We start from the raw sequence: 21,258 nt of genomic DNA, 5'->3' as shown, positions 1-21,258 counted from the left end.
TAATTGAAGATACCCCCGGAGTACTGGAATGGCTTTTTGCACAGAAGAGGGATTGAAAAGAAACCTTCTTGTCGCCTTTCTGATTTGGTAATGGAGGTTAAAAAAGCATCAAAGAAGTTCGGCAACGAAAAAAGTGAGTATAAAGATGAATATTTGTTTGATTGGATAGAAGATGATTGAGTATTGTTAGGTAAAAGCTTATGCGACCCCTTCTGGGTCGGCCTGTTTTGCATTTATTTTATTATCTATAAACATGTTATCCCTTCGGGATAATTGGCTTGATTTTAAAATGAGGTTAGTTGGAAAACTATCAAACACCGAGAGCCGACCCTGAAAGGGTCACATCTTTATAGAAAAAATGATTGTCTTTGAACCAACGACCTCGAAGGGGTCGAATGAAGTTGAGTTTTCCGTTGAAATTGATACAAATAAGTTTAGATAAACTGCCTAGACAAAAAGAACCAAATCCAATTCAAATTTTTCTTAAATACAAAAGACAATTCAATGGCTGAACAATTTAGATTTTTAGAAACAAAGAATGCAATAATCCAACTTCGTCCGCTCACGAACAATAATGTTCGCAACAAAAACCTTTTTCCCTTAAATTAAGCCTGATTAGGGCTTTCATGGGTATTTCCACTTGGCATGGGTATTGGCAAAGGTAAATCGTTCTGGAATGGTCATTTTTATTTCCGGGGTTCTTGCGTCTATAAACTGAGAAGAACATGTTGAAAAATTACTTCCTTATTGCCTGGAGAAATCTAATGAAACGCAAAGTGTACGCAGGCATCAATATCCTTGGCCTTGGATTGGGGATTACTTGTAGTTTGGTGGTTTTTGCACTTACTTGGCATCTGAACAGTTTTGATCAGTTCCACACCAAGGCCGATCATATTTACAGAGTTGTTACCGATACTTTTGAGGGTTCCAGGGAATATCATACACCGGGTGTACCCGTAGTTTTGAAAGAAGCCTTTGTCAATGACTTTAAGGGAATAGAGGAATCCGTGCTGATTTCAGGCAGCCACAATGGACTCATTACGGTTTTGGCAGGTGGTGGGGAAAAATATTTTCAGGAATCTCAGATTGGCTTTACCACAGGGGATTTTTTCAGGGTTTTTGACAGGGAAATCCTCAAAGGGAAATCCGATGGTATCCTCCATCAGCCCAACCAAGCCGTCATTTCAAAAGCCTATGCAGAAAAATACTTTGGAACGGCAGACCCTATAGGACAAACCATTCAGTTTCAAAAAGAGGATGTTTATGTAGTGGAAGCAGTAATGGCTGATTTTCCGGATAACACCGACTTTCCTTTTGACATCTTTCTTTCTTATGAAAACCTTAGAGAAGGCAGGGAAAGAGGGGCATGGTTCAGCATTTATAGCGATGACCAGTTTTATGTAGTCATCAACAACCCCGAAGATGTCCGGGAAATTGAGGCTGGGATACCTGCTTTTGTGGACAAACATATTGGTGAGGACTTTCGGGAAAAGCGTGCCCATAAACTTCAGCCTTTAAGTGACCTGCACTTTAATGAGAAATATACCAATTATAGTTTTCAAGTGATTAGCCGTTCCATAATCACAGCATTGTATGTGGTCGCCTTGTTTTTATTGGTGACTGCAAGCATCAATTTTGTCAACCTCAGCACCGCTCTTTCTTCCCAAAGATCCAAAGAAGTGGGTTTGAGGAAAGTTTTTGGTGGCCACAAAGGAAATATCATCAGCCAGTTTTTGAGTGAAACTGGTTTGTTAACTTTTATGGCCATTTTGTTGTCCCTGATAGCTACACAGATTTCACTCCGATATCTCAATGATTTTTTGGAAGTCAAAACCAATTTTGGGATTTTCTTTTCCTTCGAAGGTATATTCTTGATTTTGATGATGTGGACGACCATCACCTTTATGGCAGGATTTTATCCCTCATTTAGCATCAGTAAGTTGAATCCTATTAATGCCATCAAAAGCCAGTTCCAGACCAAAAAAAGCACTTCCTTTGTCCTTAGGAAAGGTTTGGTGCTGGTACAATTTGTCATTACCCAGTTCTTTATTATTGGCACCTTGGTGTTGGCTTATCAGATCAATCACCTGCGTTCGGCCGACCTTGGTTTCCAGCAGGATGCCGTGGCGAGTTTTGTGATTCCTGAGAGAAACATGGAGAAAAGCAACTTGTTGGCAGAAAGGTTAAGGAATTTAACAAGTATTGACCATGTGTCCCTTTCCAGTTTCGAACCATCATCTTCTTCCGTTTCTAGTACCAATGTGATCATGACTGAAAGTGGGGAAGAATATACCATTCAGATCAAGTCTGCCGATGAACACTATGTTGATACCTATGGCTTGGAAATCAAATTTGGGGAGGATCTGATCAAATCGGATACGGTAACCCGGTTTTTGGCGACCGAGTCATTTGCCAAAAAAGCAGGATTCGAAAATCCGGAAGATTTGTTAGGGGTTTATGTGAACATCGGAGGGACAGAAGCACCAATCTCTGGAGTGGTCAGGGATTTTTATACGATGTCACTTAAGGCTGAACCTGAACCAACATTTATATTGACCAATCCCAGACTTTACCGAACAGTAGGTTTGAAAATCACACAAAGTAATGCCAACATGGTAATGGAGGATGTGGAAAAAATCTTTAGTGAGCTCTATCCTGAATTTAATTTCGAATATAGTTTCTTGGATGAAAAAATTGCAAAATTTTATGAAAGTGAGACAAAACTCACTTCCCTTTTCACGCTTTTTTCAGTCATCGCAGTGATTGTAGGTTGTATTGGGCTTTATGGGTTGGTTTCTTTTTTGACCCTTTTAAAAGTAAAGGAAATTGGAGTAAGAAAGGTTTTGGGAGCCAATACAGGCCAAATCCTGCTATTGGTTTCCAAAGAATACCTGTTGTTGGTTTGCGTTGCCTTTATACTTGCCACACCATTGGCCATATATGTCATGAATAAATGGTTGGAAGGATTTGCCTATAGGATTCAGATTTCTTGGGGCTTGGTTGCCATGGCCTTTTTGGCCACCTTGCTGATGGCACTCCTAACTGCCGGGTACAAATCCATTCAAGCAGCGTGGGCCAATCCTGTCCATTCGCTAAAGAGCGAGTGATTGGAGGGATGAAGGTAGAAGGATGAGGGATACACAGAGTAGAATTTTAAATTTAAGATTTTAGATTTAAGAATTGAGTCTGAGTGGGTTGAAGGGTTAAGTAAAGGATAAGGGATGAAGGTGGTGCGTCATTGCGAGGAGCACTTTGGAAACTTTGAGATTTTGGAATAGTCCTTCGTGCGTCGTGGCAATCTCTAAAGGGATAAGGGGAGAAAAGCAAGAGCCAAGAACCAAGAGCCAAGAAAAGGGAAGCGAGAATCGAGATGAGAGAAACGAGACAGTTGGGAGAGATGAGAAATATGTTAAGAAATAAAGTTAGAACTTAAGTATTCGGGGTATTAAGAACCTGTGACAAAGTGTTCCAACTCCCCACATCGGTCATCCGACAACTTTCCTTCGGACTCCCAACTCTCCAACTTCCCACAAAAAAAGCTAAATCAAAAACCCCAATGATAAAAAACTACTTAAAAATCGCGATAAGGAACATCATGAAGCATCGGCTGCATACCGGAATCAACCTGATTGGATTATCTATAGGTTTGGGAGTCGGTATCCTTGTTTTTTTCTTTGTCCAGTTTGAATTGAGCTATGATAATTTTCATCCAGAGTCCGAAAAAATCTTTCGGGTAATGGCCCATGAGAAGATCGATGGGGAAATGATGGAATCGTTCTCAACACCTTTTGTGGTTGAGTCGGTTTTCAGAAGTGAATTCCCCCAGATAGAAAAGATCACAGTCATTACTAATGGCGGAGTGCAAGCGATCCTACCTGACGAGACTTCCCAAAACCAATCTTTTTTGATGGTAGATCCTGACTTTTTGGAGATTTTTGGTTTTAAATTGATTATGGGAGACCTTGCTTCCCAGCTACAGGATAAATTTAGCTTGGTCATCACCGAGACTGTTGCACAAAGATATTTTGGACAGGAGAACCCTATTGGCAAAACCATCCAAATGAAAATGGGGGAGGTTTATCTGGAATATCAGGTAACTGGTTTGTTAGAGGATATCCCTTCTAATTCTTCAATGAAATTTGAAATGCTTTTGCCCAAAGAAAACATGGATTACTTTGCAGATAGGCGAGGGTTAGATTCATGGTATAATGTATGGGGACAAAATATTGTAAAATTGCAGTCACCAGAACAGGTTGTGACTTTAGAAAAAAGTATGGATGCCCTCATGCAAAAATCCCTTGGGGAAAATTATGTGAAAGGGGAGTATTATTTCACGTTTCATCCGATTTCTGAAATGCACTTTTCCCAGGCAAAAGGAAATGGGGGACTCGAAACTACCAAGGCATCTTTGTTATGGATTTTAGCTGGTATTGCGCTATTGGTTTTGTTGATAGCCTGTATCAATTTCACAACTATGGCCATCGGAAGATCAATTACACGGGCCAAGGAAGTCGGCGTAAGAAAAACCATGGGAGCAAATTTCAAACAATTGGTCTTTCAATTCCTGACAGAGGCATTTCTGATTACCTTTTTTGCCACCATCTTTGGTGTTCTATTGGCGAAATTGATTTTGCCCACGTTCAATAATTTATTCGAAAAGCAATTGGTTTTGGCATTTGGGACTTCCCAAATCTTTGTCCTTTTGGGATTAGTGGTTTTTATCACACTCCTTTCTGGAGCCTATCCTTCATTTTTTCTTTCCGCTTTGCAGCCTATAAAAGTCCTTAAAGGAAACCTTTCCATTCACTTTGGCAAACAAGGCCTTCGCAAGGGCTTGATGGCGTTCCAGTTTTTCATCTCATTCTTGTTGATAGCTTCCACCCTTGTGATGTACAATCAGATGAACGCCATCAGGGATTTTGATTTGGGTTTTGATAAAGATCAGATTGTGGTAATTGAAACACCAAATCACTCATCAGCCAGTTTTGCCATATCTATCAAGGAAGGATTCAGAAAAGCAGATTTGTATCATCAAGCTTTGGAAAACCGTTCGGAAATCAGTTCTTCCGGAATCACGATGGGAACTTATGGGGACAATGCCTATTGGGACGCTGCATTTCCGCTTGAGGATGGCACCGCCTTTAACTTTAAGGTCAATTTTATAGCAGGGGATTATATGGAGACATTGGGCCTGAAGTTGTTGGAAGGAAGGAGGATTGACCCATCTCCTACGGCAGATAGTTCCGCAATCCTTGTCAACAAGAAATTTGTCGAGGCATTTGGATGGCAGGATCCTACGGGGGAACTGTTGCCCAGCACTGACTTCATCTCACATCAGATAGTAGGTGTTGTCGATGATTTCCACTATGCCTCCCTTTACCAACCTGTAGAACCCCTTTTAATCACTAAATCTCCGGAATTGGTCTTGAGTGGAATTAATAATTTGATGATCAGGTCCAGTACCAATTCCAAGTTGATCGTAAAATCCGGAACAGATGATTTTGCAACATTTAAAAATATTCTGGAAACGGAATGGGAAAAGGTTTATCCAGGAGAAGTATTTCAAATCTCCTTTTTGGATGAGACCATACAGCAACAATATGTATCCGAGGATCGCTTGGGCAAAATGGTGTTATTGGCTTCTATGATCGCTATTTTAATTGCTTTCATGGGTTTGTTTGCAATGGTTGCTATGTCCATTTCGGGAAGATTAAAGGAAATCGGAATCAGAAAAGTATTGGGGGCCTCTGGATGGAGCATTTCTTGGATGATGAACAAGGAATTTATTTTCATCACACTTTTGGGTGCTTTATTGGCTCTGCCACTGAGTTGGTATGTGATGCAAGGTTGGATTTCACAGTTCGCAGTCAGACAGTGGCCTTCTTTGATCAATTTTATTTTGATCCTGATAGTGGGTTTGAGTTTGGTGGTATTTATCGTCACCAGCCAATCCATCCGAGCAGCACAAATGAATCCTGTGGATACTTTAAAAGATGATTAATGGGATTTGAAAATCGGATTGTCTGCTACTTAACATTAAGACGGGAGACGGGAGACGGAAGACGGAAGAAAATTTCAGTCCAACTTCGGACTTCTAACTTCCACACAAAACAAAAAACCAAAAACCAATGCTAAAAAACTACCTCATTATCGCAATCAGAAATATCAAGCGGAACAAACTCAGGACCTTGGTACATGTGTTGGGTCTTTCTTTGGGAATGGCTGTTTGTTTGTTGGTTTTCAATGTGGTTTATTTTGCCCATGACTTTGATAAATTTCATGCCAAAGCGGATAGGATTTTTAGGATCAATTCCAGCATGGAATGGGAACCGGGCATCCCCAATCAATCTTCCGCCACCCCCGGGCCCTTAGGTGAAGTGATCGACCAAGAACTTGCCAATATTTCAGCAAAGGGGCGATTATATACCCTGCATGAAACGATGGTATCAATACCGGAGCAAAACCGTCAGCTTGGTCGAAGTAATAAAGTTGCTTTTGCGGATCCTGGTTTTATGCAGATTTTCAAAAGAGAATGGCTGGCAGGTAATCAGATTACTGCCTTGGAGGAACCCAGTTCTGCGGTAATTACCGTGGCCAGTATGGAAAAATATTTTCCTGGATTGGCACCACACGATATTTTGGGCAAGGAAATTCTTTGGATAGATGCCAATGATTCCATCATGGCCCAGGTAAAAGGTGTGGTCAAAGATTACGAGGAAAGAACGGATTTCTTTTTTCAGGATTTCATTTCCTTCAGCACAATCAACAAAAAAGAAAAAGAGGATTGGTATGGACTTCAAAGTTGGGGCAACTTCAATACTTCCAGTCAGTTATTTGTGTTGTCAGCGGAAAATGCCACCCAATCAGATATTGATGAAGGATTGGAAACCATTTCTGAAAAGCACTATAAGGGTGTGGACAATTCCAGTACTTATTTTTTTGCCGAACCATTGGCCAATATCCATTTCAATGAAAATTATGATGATACGGCAGTTTCTCAAGCCATGTTAGATGGGTTGATTTACATAGGTATTATTATTCTTATGTTAGCATGTCTGAATTTCATCAACCTGGAGACCGCACAGGCCATCAATAGGGCCAAAGAAGTAGGCATCAGAAAAACTTTGGGCAGTCAGCGGGGGCAATTGATTTTACAGTTTTTAAGTGAAACCTTTACCATTGTGTTGATTGCAGGTTTTGTTGCTGTTTTGTTCGCTGATTTGATTACGAAATATTTTCAGGAGTACCTTCCCCAAGGCTTCGAACCATCTTACATTAACAGTTTGAGCCTTGTGTTTCTTTTTGGTTTGACGTTGCTACTAACATTCATTTCCGGATTATATCCTGCTTTGGTGCTGGCAAGGTATCAGCCTCAAAGAGCCCTCAAAGGTGAAGTTCATCACGTACATGGGTTTTCTTTGGGTGTATTTCTAAGAAAAAATCTTACCGTGCTCCAATTTTCTGCATCGATTGCATTTATAATTTTGGTCGCGGTGCTATCCTCCCAACTGAAATATATCAGTTCTCAACCTTTGGGTTTTGAAAAGGATGCCGTGCTGTATACTAATCTTCCGTTTAGGGGAGATAAGGATACCAGGGAAACGCTAGCGGATAGATTGAGAAACGAAAGCTTTATCGAAGGGGTAAGTCTAAGTGGGGTGTTGGTTTCTTCCAACAGCATGTGGACTTCTGACCTTTATATCCCAAAAGATTCTAGCGAAACTATACTTTATGTGCACACCATGAATGTGGATTCAGCCTTTGTTGACGTTCATCAGCTTAAATTATTAGCCGGAAGAAAAGCCCATAATCAGGAGGATGAATTATTGGTCAACCGTAATTTTTTGAGTGAAGCAGGTTTTAGCAATCCTTCCGAAGCTGTAGGTACCATTGTCAGGTTTGGAGGAAATCCAAAAACCATCGTAGGTGTTCTGGAAAATTTCAATGCTTCAAGTTTGAGGGAAGAAATCTTGCCTATGGTACTGACTTTTAATCCAGATTATTTTCACATGATGATCGCCAAAGTATCAGGCAAGCAAAATCTAGCTTACGCCAAAGAAAGGTTGGAAAATGAGTATAAAGTAATGTATCCTCAGGAAACAGCGTCATTCAGTTTCATGGAGGAACAGTTGGCTCAATTTTATGAAGAAGACCGTAAGATTCAGGGTGTATTGGGTTTTGCATCTGGCATGGCAATTCTGATTTCCATATTGGGTCTATTTGGACTTTCATCCTTCACCATTGCCCAAAGAACCAAAGAAATAAGCATCCGGAAAGTTCTTGGGGCTGGCGTTTTGCAGCTGATAGGATTGATCTCCACGCAATATATTTGGTTGGTGCTGGTTTCATTTGCTTTGGCTGTTTATCCGGCCTATTATCTCAGCAATATGTGGTTGCAAGAATTTGCCTACAAAATAGACATGCCCTATTTGATGTTTGCAGGTGTTGGATTTGGAGTCCTGATATTGGCCCTTCTTGTAGTCGGGTTCCATTCCATCGGAGTAGCCAAAACCAATCCGGCGGAGATATTGAAGAGCGAGTGAGTAAAAGGATGAAGGATAAGGGATGAAGGTAAGAGCCAAGAATCAAGAACCTAGAAAAAAGAAGCGAAAGACGAGAAGCGAGAACCGAGAGGGAAGGATGAAGGATGAAAATTTTAGATTTAAGATTTAAGAATTGAGACCAAGTGGGTTGAAGGGTTAAGTAAAGGATAGGGGATGAAAGGATAAAGGATGAAGGATGAAGGTGGTGCGTCATTGCGAGGAGCACTTAGGAAAATTTGATGCTTTGAATAGTACTTCGTGCGACGTGGTAATCTCTTTAGGGATAAGGGGAGAGAAGCGAGAGCCGATGAGAAAAGGATGAAGGATGAAGGGGGAGGAGCCAAGAAACAAAGCCTGCCCCAGTATCGGGGATCCAAGAACAAGGTGAGAAGGGAAAAATTTACCAAATGCCGTAGGCATGACCGATATCTTAGCCCGGCAATTCATTGCCGGGATTAGGTATAAAGTGTAAGTTTCCGGAGTGCCGTAGGCACGGGCGATGTAGAATACCAAAAAATATAAGTTGAATTATCCCTTAGGGTCTGTCCCAAGATTTGGGAGGTTATACAACAATAAGACTGGAAGAAAATGTCAAATAAAATCAAAGGGTTGCAAAACAAGACCGAGGCCCCTGTCTTGGTACTTTGTACTTGTTACAATAACCAAAACCCTTCAAACTAAACCAAACCCCTAAACCAATGCTAAAAAACATCTTAAAAATCGCACTGAGAAGCTTTTGGAAAACTAAGAGTATATCCATTATCAATGTTTTGGGATTGTCCTTGGGCATAGCCCTTTGCCTGATCATAGCGCTTTTTGTTCGGAATGAACTGGGATATGACAGGCACTTTCCTAATTCAGAACGAATATATCGTGTGACTTCTGATATTGTATTTGGAGGAAATGCTTATAAAATGACTTATGCACCTGCACCTATGGCAGATGCCTTAATGGCGGAAATCCCCGAAGTGGAAGCTGCGATTCATTTTAGAAATCAGGGTTCTTTTTTGATTAAAAGGTATGAGGACAATATCAAAGAAAACAATGTAATCTTTGCAGGAAAGAATTTTTTGGAGGTGTTTGATATTCCCTTGGTTCAAGGCAGAAGGGAAGGGGCATTGGACGAACCCAATACAATGCTTATCAGTCAAACCATGGTAGAAAAGTTTTTTAAAGGAGAAAATGCCGTGGGGCAAACCTTGATACTGGATAATAAAACAGACTATAAAATCACGGGAGTATATGAAGATATTCCTGAAAACAGCCACTTTAATTTCCATGTTCTCCTTGCAGCCGAAGGATTGCCCGAAGCTAAGTCTGAACATTGGCTTGGCAATAATTTCCAGACCTATATCCTGGTAAATCCCAATTCAGATCAAAAGGAAATAGATCTAAAGATTGCCGCGATGGCAGAAAAGCATCTGACTCCTGTACTCAAGCAGGTCATGGGAGAGGATTTTACCTTGGAAAAATTCAGAGAATCAGGTAATAAGGTGGAGTATACATTACAGCCCTTGTTAGATATACATTTGCACAGTGATTTGTTGGGAGAGTTCAAGGCTAATTTTTCAATTACTTATGTGTATTTGTTCATTGCCATTGCAGTATTTATCCTGTTGATCGCATGTATCAACTTTATGAACTTGGCCACCGCAAAATCCTCCAACCGTGCCAAGGAAGTTGGTGTACGCAAAAGTATGGGTTCGGGTAGGTCTGAATTGATTTTTCAATTTATGGCAGAGACCTTTTTGATGAGTTTCATATCTTTTGTCCTAGCTGTATTTATAGCATCTCTTTTACTTCCCTTTTTCAATGACTTGGCAGGCAGAAATTTAAGTTTGCCTCTTGATTCCATCATTTTTTATGGCATTCTTCTGCTTGGAGCGATAATAGTTGGCTTGATCGCGGGGATTTATCCGGCGCTTTTCCTTTCGGGCTTTAAGCCGGCCAAAGTTTTGAAAGGGGATATTTCCAGTGGAATGAAAAGCGCTGTGGTAAGAAGTTCCTTGGTGGTATTTCAGTTTTCCATTTCCATATTCCTGATTTTCTGTACGGTAGTACTTTTTTCACAGATGAATTTTATCCAAAATAAAAATCTGGGTTTCAGCAAGGACCAGATTGTCATGGTACATGACTTGTATGCTTTGGGTGTCCAAAAACAGACATTCAAGCAGGAGGTTTTGGCGAGTTCATTGATCGAAAAGGGGACTCTAAGTGGATTTCTACCGGTATCAGGTACCAATCGGTCGGACAATCCTTGGTGGGTAATGGGCCGGGATACCCAAGACCAGGAAAATATGGTGTCCATACAAAACTGGAAAGTGGATTTTGATTATGTTAGGACTTTGGGCATGAAGATAGTCCAAGGAAGGGACTTCTCATTGGATTTTCCATCCGACTCTTCTGCGGTAATTATCAATGAGTCAGCGGTGAGAAATTTTAACTTTGAAGGTGATCCCATTGGACAGAAAATCACATCCTTTTCAGGGGATAATGTGACAGGTTTGAACACGGAAAATTTGGAAGTCAAAACGGTAGTCGGTGTGGTTGAAAATTTTCATTTTGAATCTTTAAAGGAAAATATTGGAGCTGTAATGTTATTCGTAGATTCCAATCCATCAGGTATTGCTTCTTTTAAGTTCAAGGCGCAAAATGCCCAAGAAGTGCTTCAATTGGTGGAGGACAAATGGAAGGAACTGGCACCTGGACAACCTTTTAATTATGAATTTTTGGATGAGAGATTTTCATCGATGTATGCCTCGGAGACAAGGATAGGAAAAGTCTTTGCAGCATTTACCGGATTTGCCATTTTCATTGCCTGCATGGGATTATTTGCCTTGACGGCCTTCACCGCAGAGCAGCGTAGAAAGGAAATTGGCATCAGAAAGGCCTTGGGTGCCTCTGTAAGTTCATTGGTACTATTACTGTCTAAGGAGTTTACCAAATTGATTTTGATATCCTTTATAGTTGCAGCACCATTGGCTTGGTGGGGTATGAGCAAATGGCTGGAGGATTACCAATATAGAGTTGAACTGGGTTTGAATACAGTATTGATAGCGATCGGTATCGTCATGTTGATTGCTTGGTCTGTTATGGGGATTCAATCTTTTCGAGCAGCATCCACTAATCCGGTGGATTCATTAAAGGGGGAGTAGGAGGGGATTTAAGATTTTGCGACCTTTGAGGTTTTTTTTAAACCTCGAAGGTCATTGTCCTGAGGAAAAGGCAATAAATTGAAATATGGTGGAAATTAAGTTGAAATATGATAGAAATATTTCCCCCGGAGAAGTATTGTTTTTTACTAAAGGTTAAATCCCAGAAATAACCTTCGAGGTCTTGTCGTCGTGGAGGGGAAGACCTCAAAGGTTTGCGGATTTCGAGATTTGATGTTCATAGACAGATTAAAAGTCTCCTTTTTTTTTCATCAACCCGTGCAACCCGGATCTTACTTTTATAATCGTATAGTTATATAATGGAAATATGAGTTTGAGTGAATTTCAATTATATTCATTTTGAAATATGATACCTATGAAACACAGGATGTTGTTCACCATTGCCTTGTTAATTGTTTTGGGTTCATGCAATGAAAAAGACTCGCAAACAATAGTTTGCGGTATTTTACCCGACTTACAGAATGCAACCATTACGTTGATTCCAGTTGATGATTATTTCCCTGGACTTAAAAGCAAGGAAGCATTTCCTACTGTAATGACAGATAGTCTAGGCCGGTTCAGTTTCAGCTTTACCTCAACAGAACCAAATTTCTATCAAATCATCAGCAATAATTATCATCAGCTAAAGGCTGATATTTTCATTGACTCAAATGATTCAATATACATTGAACAATCTTCATGGAGTGAAGAGCCGAAATTTTTAATTGGTGGAAAAGGAAGTGAAAAACTCAGGCATCTGGAAAAGGATTATACCATTTTTCCCAAGGATAAGTTATTCTTTGACAAAATTACGAGTGACCATTTTACGTCTGAACTTGAATTCAAAAGATTCATAGATAGCATTCATTTTGAAAGGGTAAATGCGTTAAATTCGTTTTCATCAATTCCTAAAGTTGTAAAGAAATACCATTTGAATACATTAGATGCCGAAAGGGCTGCTTTCCTCTTGGAGCATTTGGAAAGGAGGAATTATTATACTCACGGTGAATTTGATTACTTTTTTCCCGATAAGACTTACTACACTTTCCTTGATAGTATCTATTTCAACAACGATTTTTCCAAAACTACCTCCGCTAAATTATTGTCTGGTAAATATTTAACTGATAAAGCTCAACTGGCATTTAAAAATCGAAATGAAGAAGAATGGTGGAAAGAAAATCTGAATTGGAAATTGAATTTTATTGCCCATCAAACCAAATCATCTTGGACAGACATACTGGCTTTGAGTACAATTGGTGAGTACTCATTCGGATTGATTGCCGATGATTTTTTTGATCATTTGAAGTTATTTGAAGATAATATGCGAAGTCATTTTTCAAGCGATATTAATCGAAACCGTTTTGAATTGAATATAGCAAGCTTCAAAAACTTGGAACCCGGAAGTCAGGCACCTGACTTTGTATTGCCTGATTCAAATGGTGTCCTGCATAAACTAAGTGACTTCAAAGGAAAAATTGTGTATATCGATTTTTGGGGCACATGGTGTTATCCTTGCATCGAAGAAATTCCGGATGCTTTATCATTGCAAGAGAAGTATAAAGACAAACCAGTGAATTTCGTTTATGTAGCATTGGAACACAGTTCAGATATTATTCGCTGGAAAGAATTCATAGCAGGGAAAAATCAAAGGTTTGGAAAATTCCTTGACAATAAACCTTTCCCCGGAGTTCATCTTGTTGCAGAAGATCAATTTAGAAATGAAGCAATTCGGGACTATAAAATAAATTTTGCTCCAACCCATGTTCTTATTGATCAAAATGGGAAGATTGTTAAAGCAAGAGCAAAGCGCTCAAAGGATATTCATGAAGATATTGATAAATTGTTGAATCAATAAATCCCACAAATGACAAAGGCCGAACAAAAATTGAACAATGAAATAGAAAAAGGCAAATCACCCTCTTTTCAATATTTCTTCTTTGACCAACATAAGACCATCGAATCTTTCCAACAGGGTTTTGCAGATATCGGAGGCCAGAAAAAGGTGGATGCAAATACAACTTATCATGCCTTATCGGTCACAAAAACGTTTACTGCCATTGCCACTTTACAGTTGGTAGAGCGTGGATTATTGGAGTTGGAAAAGCCTGTAATCTATTATTTACCTCTTTTTCAATTCGGACCTGAAATTACTGTAACACAACTGTTGAACCATTCCTCAGGAATACCAAACCCAATTCCGCTTGCATGGATTCACTTGGAAAGCGAAAATCAATCATTTGAAAGAAACGCTTATTTTCATCAAATCTTTCAAAAAAACAAGAAGGTCAAATCCAAACCCAATGAAAAGTTTGCTTATTCAAATTTAAACTATGTGATTTTGGGGCAATTGATTGAGGAAGTTTCCGGTAAAACCTTTGAAGACTATATCATTGAAAACATCGTCCGAAAACTGCCAATATGCCAAGATGATTTGGCATTTTCCATTTCAAATACCGATGAACACGCAAAAGGCTACCATAAATGGATGACTTTTTCCAACCTCATTTTAGGCTTGTTTATCAACAAATCGAAATTTATGGGGGAGAAGGAAGGAAGATGGAAACCCTTCAAAAACTATTATGTCAATGGGGCACCTTATGGGGGATTAATTGGCAAGCCCAAAGCATTTGTTTCTTATGTTCAAGAATTGATGAATGAGAATAGTAGTTTGATTTCCGAAAAATATAAAACAATGATGTTCCAGGAAAACCAAAACAATCCAAATACCGGTATGTGCTTGGGTTGGTTTTCCGGAGAAATTAATGGTGTAAAATATTATGCACACGCAGGTGGGGGCGGCGGGTATTACTGCGAAATCAGGATCTACCCAAAAATAAATAGGGGAAGTGTAATCTTTTTTAACAGGACAGGAATGTCAGACGAGAGGTATTTGGATAAAATTGACAGGTTTTTTATTTAAAGAAAGAATGGTTTATCATCGGAGACAAATGTACCTTCAATCAAATGAGGCCTTATATCTTTTTATAAAGTTTCCAGGTGTCAATAAAGGCAAAATTGCCGAGTCTAATTTTAAAAACTTTTTATCGGATGTGATGATGCAGTCCATCTGATTTTCCAATGCTATAAAGTAATGGATCGCATCTTCTAAATCTTGTTGACCGGATTGGATAGCTTGAATTACGTGCATCCGATTGCTCTCTAATAATTGAAAATTGTCCAATATCATTACCAAAATTTCTCTAGTGATTATTTGGCCTTTTGTCTGATCCAAATAATAGATACAGGTTTGAAGAATAGATATAGTTGTAAAACCCTCCATTTCTTTTTTATCAATTAAGGTAAAAACATGATTCAAAATTGAAGGATCCGTATTTCTTTCAAGGAAAAAATCCAAAAAGACATTGACATGAAAAAACGCTTTAATAGCCATATTTGCTCCCTTTAGCCTTATGGTATTCTTTTTTCCAATCCCAATCCTGAGGAAATTCCTTTTTGGATGGAGGCAATGAGTCCTTAAATTCCACTAATCCAATCTTCTTGGATAATTTGTTTTTCGGCTTTAGTATTTCTTCAAAATGTTCTTCAACCAAATTGGAAAGGCTTGTTTCCTGCTCTACAGCATATTTTTTAATTTTATTTAAGAGCTTTTCTTCTATGGTAATATTGAGGCGCTTTTTCATAATGATTAAATATACGTATAAAAATAGATTATGCGCATAACTTTTTCAAAGACTATTTTTTAATTCCATAGATTAGAAAATAAACTTTCTTCCTTTTTTCAAAAACCCATGCAACCCTCCTTTCATTTTTCCAATCTCTTCATTGTATGAAAATACTTTTCAAAGATATTTCTTTTAAAAAATTCTAAACCAACTCTTATCAATGAAATCTAACAACATTCTAATCTTAGCCGCTTTTTGGCTACTAATTATATCTGCCTGCAAGGAGGATGAGAATCCTGTGTTGCAAAACAAACTTGTTGCCAATGCCGGTGCAGATAGGGAAATCCAGATCAACACACCTGTGCAACTGGACGGGTCAGGTTCCAGTGATGGGAATCAACTCTCATTTACTTACCACTGGACATTAAAGTCCCGGCCTGCAAACAGTACTGCGGCACTTACAAACCATGCACAGGAAAAGCCTAGCTTCACCCCGGACCAATTAGGTCTTTACGAAGTAGTACTAAAGATCGCCAATCAGACAGGAGAAAAGACGGCAACTGTAAAACTTACCGCTGTAGCAGGAGCGCCAGCAAGCAATGTCATCAACCAAGACATCACCCAAGACCGTGTTTTGGAAGATATCAATGAAGATCCTGCTGTTCCTGATTATATCGTCTCTGCTGACATTGCCGTGAAAGCCAAGCTTACCGTAATGCCGGGAGTGGTGATTGCTTTTGAAGACAAAAAAGGATTGCATATCAATCAATCAGGAGCCCTGATAGCCAAGGGTACTGCAGAGAAGAAGGTGGTTTTTACAGGCAAGCAAGCCACGAAAGGGTATTGGTCGGGTATTGTATTTACTAATAACAATCCATTGAATGAATTGCTGCATGTGGAAATCAATTACGCGGGGTCGCATCCTATCCATCCCATGCCACAAGCAACAGCCATTGGTGTTTCTGAATTGAGTTTTTTAAAGCTTAGCCATACTGCAATCCAGCATTCATCCAGCAACGGCCTTTGGGTGCGTAATTCCGGTGTTATCCAATTTTCAAATAACGTTTTTAGACATAATGAAAGCATCAACATCACCCTTCCGGTAAAAGAGGCACACAAACTGGATGCCGAGTCCATCATTGAAGCTAAAAATGAGACAGTCAATTATGCCGAGCTTTTGGGCAATGAAATACAAGAAGATGCTGAGATTGTCTGGAAAAAATTGCAGAACAATGTAAAGTACAGGATCAAAGAAAATATGGTTATCAAATCTGCATTGACCATAGAAAAAGGAGTGAAAATTGGAGTAGCGCCTGACCGGTACATCAGGTTGATCAACGATGGATCTCTGATGGCAAAGGGAAGCAGTGATGATCCTATTGTATTTGATGTTTTTCCGGCAGGTACCCAAAAGTGGAGAGGCTTGGTCGTGAGTTCAGGCAATAATGTTAATCGTCTTGAATGGGTAGAGATAAAAAATGCCGGCAACGGTCAGGCCGGATCAGGAGTAGATAAAAGTGCGGCAATTGGAATCAGTAATGTGTGGGGTAACAGAATCCATTTGAAGCATGTGAAGATTCAGGACAGTGATGGATATGGTGTGTATGTAAGTCTGGCAGGCATGTTGGGGGAATTTGATCAGGTGACTTTTTCGGGTATCAAGAATCATGTCATGGCACTTCCTATCAGCAACGTCAGAGGTATCCAAGAGTCCCACATCACTACTTCCAATAATCTAAAAAATTCCATTGAGGTATTTGAAGGCACCATAAACCTTGCAGGTGAAACCGTATGGGGTCCGCTTTCGGGGGGAGTGACCTATTACCTGCCAAAAAGTATGCAGGTACAATCCGGATCCGGACTGAAATTATTGCCGGGAACAAAAATTGAATTTGGTCAAGATGCGTTACTGACCATCAATTCAGGGGCATTTTTTACTTCAGTTGGTACACCGGAGCTGCCGATTGAACTTAAGGGTGAGGGTGACCAAAGAGGGTATTGGACAGGTATTCTTATCAAATCCAACAGTCTCAAAAACATCATCAGATATTCAGTTATTTCCGGAGGAGGAAGCAAACCTATGCCTGGTCTTGGAAATGGACGGTCAAATATTGCTGTGACAGCAGGCACAAGCGCAAGTTTGAACATCACCTATTCCAAAATTAAGAATGGAAGTGGATGGGGAATAATCGTGGAAGCTAATTTTGGAGCCAAACTTAACGGGGATGCCAATATCATTAATGAATTTGAGGATATGACACTTGGTGACGTGATAAGGCTATAGTAAAGTGTAAAATAAAACCCATCAGACCCTTTTCCATTTCAGGAATAGGGTCTGTTTTTTTTAGATAAATTTGGACTTGATTTCATTAATTGAGCAACTATCTTCAGGATTTTCCAATCATATTTAAAAAAGTAAACCTATAAAATATCAGTATCATGGAAGGAAGATTAAAAGGTAAAACCGCATTGATAACCGGTTCAGCAAGGGGGATTGGTGAAGCCATTGCCCGACTTTTTCATCAGGAACCATACCAAATCTGTGGCACTCCACTGTGCTGAAAAGAACTACCATATCCGATGTAACTCCATACATCCTGCAGCCATCATGACCCCAATGTGGGATGCCATGTTGGGAGAGGGTGAAATGAGAACAAAAATCATTCGATCAGTTGAACATGGAATACCTTTGGGCAAATTTGGGGAACCCATCGATGTGGCGTATGCTGCCTTTTATTTGGCCTCAGATGAATCTCAATATGTTACGGGTATCGAACTGAATGTAGATGGCGGGATTTTAGCCGGTTCCGAAGCCAGGGTAGAGAACCGGGATTCCTTACCTGCCAATGACAAAATTCTGGAGCGTCATGCTGAACGGAGAGAAGCATCTCCTGAAGTTCAGAAAAAGAATGATTTTGGCCAAATGGATCGAATTAATTTCCGGTAATTCAACTGTATTTTTGTGCCTCTGGAGATCCTTCGTGACTCAGGATGACGACTGCCTAGCGGGTAACTTGATGTCATTCACTTTCTGTAAATGCCTGCTTTATATTTTATATGACTTTCGATCAGCGGTGCAACTTTTTTGGTCGTTTCGGTATCTTCATATTAATACCGGATTTAAACCTGTTTTTTATGCACCCTACAAAAAAAATTCTTCTTCTAGGAGCAACCGGAAGAACTGGCAATGAAGTTTTGCATCTGGCTTTAAGGCAGGGCTATCAGGTGAATATTCTAGTCAGGGATAGAAGCAAAGTCAATTATGACCACATTAATCTTCAGGTTTTTGAGGGAGATACTAGAATCCAAGCAGATCTCTGTCAAGCTATTTCAGGTTGTGATGCTTGTATCAGTTGTTTGAATATTTCCAGAAAAAGTGATTTTCCATGGGCAGCACTAAGAACTCCCAGGGATTTTTTGTCGGTGACGATGAATAACTTGATCAAAACCTATAAGGAAAATGATATTAAAAGACTGGTATTTACTTCTGCTTGGGGCGTGGGTGACAGCAGGCCTTATATCCCTGGATGGTTTGTTTGGTTTATAGACAACAGCAACCTATCTCCTGCTTATCTCGAACATGAAAGGCAAGAGGCTATGGTCAGAAACTCCGGTCTGGACTGGACAATAGTGAGGCCAGTAGTTTTGACCAATCGGCAAACATTTAAAACTCCTAAGGCAATCTTGAATTTCGAACAAAAACCAGGACTCACAATCAGTAGGAAAGAAACAGCTCAGTTTATTCTTGCTGCATTGGAAGATGAAAAGTATGTTCACAAAGCACCAGTGATTTATTCCTAATATCAACAATTGAAGTTGGATTAACTTTAGCTATTGAAAAATATGTAAGGTAAAAAAATCCCCTTGAAAATTTCAAGGGGATTTTCAATATAAAAAAACAACACAATCATCATTCGGTATCTGCCATTTTGAAAGTAAACTCCGACATCAAGATCAGGTATTCCTTTCTCTGTGTATTATATTTTACTTCATATTTGGAGGGGTAATATCCATATACCTGAAATGCTCCTGGAAGGGGAATTACATCTGCGGGCACAGTGGGTTTGCTTTTGATATAATCCAGCGAGATCATAGGTTCCATAAAGGCCAACTTCTCTTTGAATGTTCCATAAGTGAAATTTTTCTTAAATATTTCACCGTTGAGTTCGGGTGCAGTAGGATCTATCCAGTGAACACCCATATTTGGAACCCTGCCAGGCAATTGGATGTATCCTGTAGGTATGTATTTGGCCATAGGAATCTCGGGATCCATTATATTTGGTGCCAAAGGGGTGATCGTCAATCTTTCCTCATCGGAAATCAAATAAAAATGAAAATCGAAATGGGGTAGGTCGTAAACACCTTCTGGTTCATGCCCCATAGGATTCCAGTCCAGAGTCACAAATTTGAAGGGTAAAATATTTGCCTTCGTGGGAAGCTCAAGTAAGTATTCAAAGGAATGATGCCCCTCGTGCCCTCCTTGGCCAGAAGGAAGGTTTTCCAACGATTTTTCGCTCATTGCAACACCGAAAGCAACGGGCTTCCCACCTTTGTTGAGTGTAATAAAACTTTGTGCCTTTCCGTTCCCCAAGGATTTGGCGGGGCCATAAAAGGTAGTCTGATGTGTGTTTTTGTCTTTCACAATCAGCGGATTTTCTTCTTTGAAAATTTCGCAGGAAGACAAAAGGAATAAAACCAGAAGGGTTTTGATCCCAAAAATGGAAATGGTTTTTGTTTTGATGAATTTCATTTTTTTAGTTGGTTTAGAATTGTTTATTTTAATTATGATTAAAGAGTTTACATAGAGGTTGCATCTATCTTATTTTTACTTTTAAAAAAAGGCATGTCTTTTTAGAAAATTCTCATTTTTCCTTGAAAAGGAAAGACTTTTGGAATAAAGCATTGTAAGATGTTTGGATCAATCTTAACCTGAATTCTTTCATCAAAATGAGGATTCAATAATTGAAGCAATACAACTTTCCCGCCTTTTAAATTAGCATTTGGTATTTATGCATGTATTGGTATTTTTATATTGAATTATAACCCTATGGAAAATCATGACTTTGAAATCTTAATGTATGCCGATGAACACAGGGAACAGCTTCTTGATGTTTGGGAGAAATCTGTACAGGCTACCCACCTTTTCTTGAAATCAGAGGATTTTCTATCCATCAAAGCAATGGTGAAAACGATAGATTTTCATGATTTGGAGGTATACTGTTTAGTCCAAAACAATACGGTTTATGGATTTTTGGGAGTGGCAGAACGAAAATTGGAAATGCTGTTTTTATCCCCGGCTCTTTTCGGAAAAGGTCATGGCAAAAAGCTTATGGAATTTGCAGTTCGGGAACTTAAAATTGACAAAGTGGATGTCAATGAACAGAATTCGAAGGCGGTTGGTTTTTACAAAAAGTTCGGCTTTAAAACTTATCAACGAACAGAAAAGGACGATCAGGGAAATGATTATCCGCTGTTGAGGATGAAGCTTGAATAGTAAGATAGCCACCAAAAATAAAGTGGTGGAGGCAACTTTTTCAAGTGTTTTTCCATCCTTTAGATATGAAATTGAAATACATAATCCTCATTCTGTTTACATCGTTTTGGATGCCGCAGAATATCTATGCCCAGGAAGGAACAGTGCATGAATGGCTGTCTCAATCAAGGGCCAGCATTAGCCAAGGCGATACCTTAAAAGGGATTTGTGAATTGGAAAATGCCATCGGTCTAGGACTTTTTGATGAATATGCATTTAGACAAAACAAAGTACTGAATTTTTTGGCCGAGGATCCTAGAGGGGTCCATCTGATGAATGGTATCGCTTCCAATAGAAAGCTTCTTTCAGATCCCAAAAATTTAATTGTCGAAACCTCTGACATTCATAGATTTTGGCAATTTTTTGATTCCCTCCATCAGGAAAATGCACCCGAAATATTTCTTGAA

General features: G+C 39.4%; 15 protein-coding genes. 12 read left to right on the top strand and 3 right to left on the bottom strand.

The annotated features are described in order from the left end of the window. The first annotated feature begins 725 nt into the window (after nucleotides 1–725). The 6 genes from ACEW8U_RS09025 to ACEW8U_RS09000 all read left to right on the top strand — a co-directional run bounded on the left by ACEW8U_RS09025 (nucleotide 726) and on the right by ACEW8U_RS09000 (nucleotide 14,615). Complete coding sequence (locus tag ACEW8U_RS09025) at nucleotides 726–3,107, top strand: ABC transporter permease (RefSeq protein ID WP_373521714.1); 2,382 nt, start codon at nucleotides 726–728, stop codon at nucleotides 3,105–3,107. Nucleotides 3,108–3,556: 449 nt separating this feature from the next. Beyond that, the gene (locus tag ACEW8U_RS09020; RefSeq protein WP_373521713.1) at nucleotides 3,557–6,001 is read left to right on the top strand and encodes an ABC transporter permease; all 2,445 of its coding nucleotides are present in this window, start codon (nucleotides 3,557–3,559) and stop codon (nucleotides 5,999–6,001) included. A 127-nt stretch (nucleotides 6,002–6,128) separates the two neighbouring features. Then, nucleotides 6,129–8,543 (top strand): ABC transporter permease, encoded by a 2,415-nt coding sequence (locus tag ACEW8U_RS09015; RefSeq protein ID WP_373521712.1) that lies wholly within the window; start codon nucleotides 6,129–6,131, stop codon nucleotides 8,541–8,543. A gap of 698 nt (nucleotides 8,544–9,241) precedes the next feature. Next, a complete protein-coding gene (locus ACEW8U_RS09010) occupies nucleotides 9,242–11,698 on the top strand; it encodes an ABC transporter permease (RefSeq protein ID WP_373521711.1) in 2,457 nt (818 codons plus the stop codon). A gap of 373 nt (nucleotides 11,699–12,071) precedes the next feature. Then, nucleotides 12,072–13,550, top strand: a complete 1,479-nt coding sequence (locus tag ACEW8U_RS09005; protein ID WP_373521710.1) for a TlpA family protein disulfide reductase — start codon at nucleotides 12,072–12,074, stop codon at nucleotides 13,548–13,550. Nucleotides 13,551–13,559: 9 nt separating this feature from the next. Further along, on the top strand, nucleotides 13,560–14,615 hold the full coding sequence (locus ACEW8U_RS09000; RefSeq protein WP_373521709.1) for a serine hydrolase domain-containing protein: 1,056 nt from the start codon (nucleotides 13,560–13,562) through the stop codon (nucleotides 14,613–14,615). Nucleotides 14,616–14,651: 36 nt separating this feature from the next. Here the strand turns inward: ACEW8U_RS09000 and ACEW8U_RS08995 are convergent, their stop codons facing one another. Together ACEW8U_RS08995 and ACEW8U_RS08990 are read right to left on the bottom strand one after the other, a co-directional pair. Further along, nucleotides 14,652–15,086, bottom strand: a complete 435-nt coding sequence (locus ACEW8U_RS08995; protein ID WP_373521708.1) for a type II toxin-antitoxin system VapC family toxin — start codon at nucleotides 15,084–15,086, stop codon at nucleotides 14,652–14,654. Continuing rightward, nucleotides 15,076–15,336 carry a DUF6364 family protein gene (locus ACEW8U_RS08990; RefSeq protein WP_373521707.1) on the bottom strand — a complete coding sequence of 87 codons (261 nt, stop codon included), beginning with the start codon at nucleotides 15,334–15,336 and terminating at the stop codon, nucleotides 15,076–15,078. Before ACEW8U_RS08990 ends, ACEW8U_RS08995 begins: the two co-directional genes overlap by 11 nt. A gap of 202 nt (nucleotides 15,337–15,538) precedes the next feature. On the opposite strand from ACEW8U_RS08990, the gene ACEW8U_RS08985 reads away from it, so the two are divergent. From ACEW8U_RS08985 to ACEW8U_RS08970, 4 genes are all read left to right on the top strand, one after another. Then, a complete protein-coding gene (locus tag ACEW8U_RS08985; RefSeq protein WP_373521706.1) occupies nucleotides 15,539–17,602 on the top strand; it encodes a hypothetical protein in 2,064 nt (687 codons plus the stop codon). Nucleotides 17,603–17,757: 155 nt separating this feature from the next. Next, nucleotides 17,758–17,880 (top strand): hypothetical protein, encoded by a 123-nt coding sequence (locus ACEW8U_RS08980; RefSeq protein ID WP_373521705.1) that lies wholly within the window; start codon nucleotides 17,758–17,760, stop codon nucleotides 17,878–17,880. Then, nucleotides 17,861–18,265, top strand: a complete 405-nt coding sequence (locus tag ACEW8U_RS08975) for an SDR family oxidoreductase (RefSeq protein ID WP_373521704.1) — start codon at nucleotides 17,861–17,863, stop codon at nucleotides 18,263–18,265. The genes ACEW8U_RS08980 and ACEW8U_RS08975 overlap by 20 nt, the downstream gene beginning before the upstream one ends. A 188-nt stretch (nucleotides 18,266–18,453) precedes the next feature. Beyond that, entirely contained in the window at nucleotides 18,454–19,119 is a 666-nt protein-coding gene (locus ACEW8U_RS08970) for an NAD(P)-dependent oxidoreductase (RefSeq protein WP_373521703.1), read from the top strand. A gap of 109 nt (nucleotides 19,120–19,228) precedes the next feature. Here ACEW8U_RS08970 and ACEW8U_RS08965 read toward each other — a convergent pair whose 3' ends face one another. Then, nucleotides 19,229–20,068: a DUF5602 domain-containing protein gene (locus ACEW8U_RS08965; RefSeq protein WP_373521702.1), complete on the bottom strand. Its 840-nt coding sequence runs from the start codon at nucleotides 20,066–20,068 to the stop codon at nucleotides 19,229–19,231. 297 nt (nucleotides 20,069–20,365) lie between these two features. Between ACEW8U_RS08965 and ACEW8U_RS08960 the strand changes: the two genes are divergently transcribed. Both ACEW8U_RS08960 and ACEW8U_RS08955 read left to right on the top strand, forming a co-directional pair. Beyond that, a complete protein-coding gene (locus ACEW8U_RS08960; RefSeq protein WP_373521701.1) occupies nucleotides 20,366–20,812 on the top strand; it encodes a GNAT family N-acetyltransferase in 447 nt (148 codons plus the stop codon). A 65-nt stretch (nucleotides 20,813–20,877) separates the two neighbouring features. After that, on the top strand, nucleotides 20,878–21,258 hold a 381-nt coding region (locus tag ACEW8U_RS08955; protein ID WP_373521700.1), incomplete at its 3' end, for a hypothetical protein.

This window comes from Aquiflexum sp., assembly GCF_041751335.1.
Lineage (GTDB): Bacteria > Bacteroidota > Bacteroidia > Cytophagales > Cyclobacteriaceae > Aquiflexum.
This window is presented reverse-complemented; position numbering and strand designations above follow the sequence as displayed.

Excerpts from the sequence above, each read along its gene's own strand:
- ACEW8U_RS08995 (WP_373521708.1), bottom strand. The coding sequence starts at position 15,086 with ATGGCTATTAAAGCGTTTTTTCATGTCAATGTCTTTTTGGATTTTTTC.
- ACEW8U_RS09005 (WP_373521710.1), top strand. The coding sequence starts at position 12,072 with ATGAAACACAGGATGTTGTTCACCATTGCCTTGTTAATTGTTTTGGGT.
- ACEW8U_RS08970 (WP_373521703.1), top strand. The coding sequence starts at position 18,454 with ATGCACCCTACAAAAAAAATTCTTCTTCTAGGAGCAACCGGAAGAACT.
- ACEW8U_RS09025 (WP_373521714.1), top strand. The coding sequence starts at position 726 with ATGTTGAAAAATTACTTCCTTATTGCCTGGAGAAATCTAATGAAACGC.
- ACEW8U_RS08980 (WP_373521705.1), top strand. The coding sequence starts at position 17,758 with ATGGAAGGAAGATTAAAAGGTAAAACCGCATTGATAACCGGTTCAGCA.
- ACEW8U_RS08985 (WP_373521706.1), top strand. The coding sequence starts at position 15,539 with ATGAAATCTAACAACATTCTAATCTTAGCCGCTTTTTGGCTACTAATT.
- ACEW8U_RS08965 (WP_373521702.1), bottom strand. The coding sequence starts at position 20,068 with ATGAAATTCATCAAAACAAAAACCATTTCCATTTTTGGGATCAAAACC.
- ACEW8U_RS09010 (WP_373521711.1), top strand. The coding sequence starts at position 9,242 with ATGCTAAAAAACATCTTAAAAATCGCACTGAGAAGCTTTTGGAAAACT.
- ACEW8U_RS09015 (WP_373521712.1), top strand. The coding sequence starts at position 6,129 with ATGCTAAAAAACTACCTCATTATCGCAATCAGAAATATCAAGCGGAAC.
- ACEW8U_RS08990 (WP_373521707.1), bottom strand. The coding sequence starts at position 15,336 with ATGAAAAAGCGCCTCAATATTACCATAGAAGAAAAGCTCTTAAATAAA.
- ACEW8U_RS09020 (WP_373521713.1), top strand. The coding sequence starts at position 3,557 with ATGATAAAAAACTACTTAAAAATCGCGATAAGGAACATCATGAAGCAT.
- ACEW8U_RS09000 (WP_373521709.1), top strand. The coding sequence starts at position 13,560 with ATGACAAAGGCCGAACAAAAATTGAACAATGAAATAGAAAAAGGCAAA.
- ACEW8U_RS08960 (WP_373521701.1), top strand. The coding sequence starts at position 20,366 with ATGGAAAATCATGACTTTGAAATCTTAATGTATGCCGATGAACACAGG.